This is a genomic window from Methanoculleus sp. UBA291, assembly GCF_002499755.1.
Classification (GTDB): Archaea; Halobacteriota; Methanomicrobia; order Methanomicrobiales; family Methanoculleaceae; genus Methanoculleus; species Methanoculleus palmolei.
In genome coordinates this window covers 2538-5086 of sequence record NZ_DANC01000022.1, presented here as the reverse complement: position 1 = coordinate 5086, position 2549 = coordinate 2538, and the positions used below count along the sequence as shown (strand labels likewise).

General features: G+C 54.1%; 3 protein-coding genes. All 3 read right to left on the bottom strand.

The annotated features are described in order from the left end of the window. Nucleotides 1–166: 166 nt before the first annotated feature. Genes BP737_RS05435 through BP737_RS05425 form a run of 3 tightly spaced genes read right to left on the bottom strand, consistent with a single transcriptional unit; the run spans nucleotide 167 to nucleotide 1911 of the window. Nucleotides 167–931: a DUF1829 domain-containing protein gene (locus BP737_RS05435; protein WP_342685993.1), complete on the bottom strand. Its 765-nt coding sequence runs from the start codon at nucleotides 929–931 to the stop codon at nucleotides 167–169. Further along, a complete protein-coding gene (locus BP737_RS05430; protein ID WP_342685992.1) occupies nucleotides 928–1374 on the bottom strand; it encodes a DUF6978 family protein in 447 nt (148 codons plus the stop codon). The genes BP737_RS05435 and BP737_RS05430 overlap by 4 nt, the downstream gene beginning before the upstream one ends. A gap of 12 nt (nucleotides 1375–1386) precedes the next feature. Beyond that, the gene (locus BP737_RS05425; protein WP_342685991.1) at nucleotides 1387–1911 is read right to left on the bottom strand and encodes a dual specificity protein phosphatase; all 525 of its coding nucleotides are present in this window, start codon (nucleotides 1909–1911) and stop codon (nucleotides 1387–1389) included. Nucleotides 1912–2549: the final 638 nt, after the last annotated feature.

Below are 2549 nucleotides of genomic sequence, written 5' to 3'. Positions count from 1 at the left end.
TCTGCCGGAGCCGGGGTTTGCCGCCAGCGACGGCTTCCAGACGATCATCCGCCTGGCTCCGACTCCCGGGCAGGGGCCGCAGCCAGGGTCACGGCCAAAATGAGAAGGGAGAAGTCAGGATGACGGAAGAGCAGCGTCATCCGTCGGCACCCGGTCCTCACCGGATTCATGCTACTAACTCTCCCGCAACAGCGTCCCGGTCGCTCCATACGACTGCCTTCACGCTGTAGTTGTTCAGCGCATCCAGAACATTCCCCGGGACTGGGTGGTCAAAATCATTCAGGATGGCATAAGCTTTCGAATCGGGAGGGCGGGCATCCCTTATATCAATCCAGGAGAACGCAACTGCCTGTGCCGTGTTTCTGTTCGGACTGCTGATGGTTTTGATGATGCGTTCCGGCTGGCTGCGGGATTTCGGGATGATGAAATCAAAGAGGTGGTCAAATCCGCTCTGGCCGGTGAACTTGACATTGGATGTGTACCGGATAGCGTGCGCCTCAAGCCAGGCGACTACGTCTTCGTAAAACAGGCTCGCGGTCATCGGTGTTGCAAGACCGAAGAGATCGTTGACGGCGAGCATCGCCTGTATCAGGTTGTGCTTGCCGGGTGCAAAATCCGCGGCAGACGTATGCACTTCAAGCCTATCTCCGTTCAGTTTCACGCCGAACCCGTTGAGTGTCATCATCAGCAGCGCTCTTCTCTTCGGACTGTCAAGTTTGCAGCCGGACAACTCCAGATCCTGGAAGATGTATCCGGCATCGGTGAGAACATAATCGCCGTTCCGGCGCCGGGCATAGATCTGGAGATAGTCGTTGTGCCGGTCGAGATAGGGCGTTGTGATCTCCACCCACTCATCCACCTGCCTCACCTGAGTCTTTTCCTTGAGCCAGCGGGAGTACTCATCCAGCAGGCCTTGGATCTCGTCGATCATTCAATGCCCCTCTGAATATTCGGAGGATCTACAATGTTGCAGAACCGCATAAAGTCCTGTAATGCCTGCCATGGGTCGGTGATCTGTGAGAACTTGTCCGGTGGCACTTCAAATGCCCATTTATCACCATATCCTTCCCGGTATATATGCAAATGGGGTGAAGAGATTTCACTGCCGTCGGGATTCCTGTGAGGGGCGCCGCCAAAGTCCAATCTGACCAGTATTAACACCTGCCTCGCACGGTTCTGGTATGTCCCCTTCAAGAGATCGATCCCACCTCTCCGAATATCAAGATGGAATGATTCGCGTCCATCGTGGGAGAGAAGGGGTAACGTAAGATAGCCACCGGCCCCGGGGTAGTAAGAAACAGCATCATTTGCCCTGATTTTCGGAGTGGCAATCAATGCATCCGCTGTTGCCTGATCGACGGAAATATCACTCATATCCGTCGCACCTCATCTACTTTTATCGCCCCGATCGGGCTGGCCATGACCGGCATAGTTCCCCCAATTCATTGCCATGTAGCCTCGTATGCCGCATTTTGGGTTATAGGGCGGATAGATCGATCGAAACACTTCTTCAGCCCGGAGGAGATCGCCTCCTGGAAGTCTGTCGGTGTACTTCGCGAGGTACAACAACCCTATCCCCGGCGATCGTGAGCATCCTTCATTGCAGTGGACGAGAACCCGGTTGCCGGCCTTCAAGCCGGCATCGATGAACTCCAGTGCTGTATCGACGATCTCCCGGGGGATGTAAGCCGGGTCCGGGGCATCTACGAGGTTCAGAATGAGTCGGTTTCCTCTCCGCGCGATGAGGTACTCAGGGTGGTCTTTCGGGGCGGCCCGGCCTGTGTACCCCAGCGCCTGGCGATGATACGGCTCTTTGCAGGCATGGACCACGCACCATCCCGGTTCGTGCCGGACTTTTGATTCGTACGCATGCTCGTCGCCGATGTACAGGTTCGGGTAAATCTCGATCATAGGGCATCTGATAATGTTTTTATAAAGCCTCTGCTGGCTACCATATATGTATTACGACATGATTTTCGGGACAGAAATTCTCTGAAACGTGAAAATTTCAGTTTTACATCCCAAACGTGTGTTACGGTCTTCCCGCTTCACTCATGGGCATCTTTGAAGTACACGGCCTCATCGCATTTCCTCACCAGGATGGTTGTGCAGCAACCCGTTGCACAAACTCAAGGATCGGACCACGCCTCCGCAAACGCGCTAAAAATGTCCATATCGCCTGCGTGCCTGCTCTATCGGCATCACGGCGAGAACACGAACCTCTTTTTCCACTTCATAGACGCGATAGAAAGCCGCGAACGTGCGGCTTATGTGAAGGCAATGGGTGCCCTCCCGCCACGGGGTATACAGGCGTTCTTTATCGCATCCGCTGCTGGATCTCCAGATCGGGTCTTCTTGACCGGTCGAAGAATCTGCGATAACCCGATGTGGGTCTTCTTCGCATGGTTGCAGGGAGAAAGAGCTTTTGTTCTCATTATGGGTTCACCGGATGGGACGGGGGCTCAAATACGATACTACAGGACGGGCTATAAATCGCTCATAGATGAACATGAAATACTATGATGACGATGAAGAAGGTTGCCAGAACG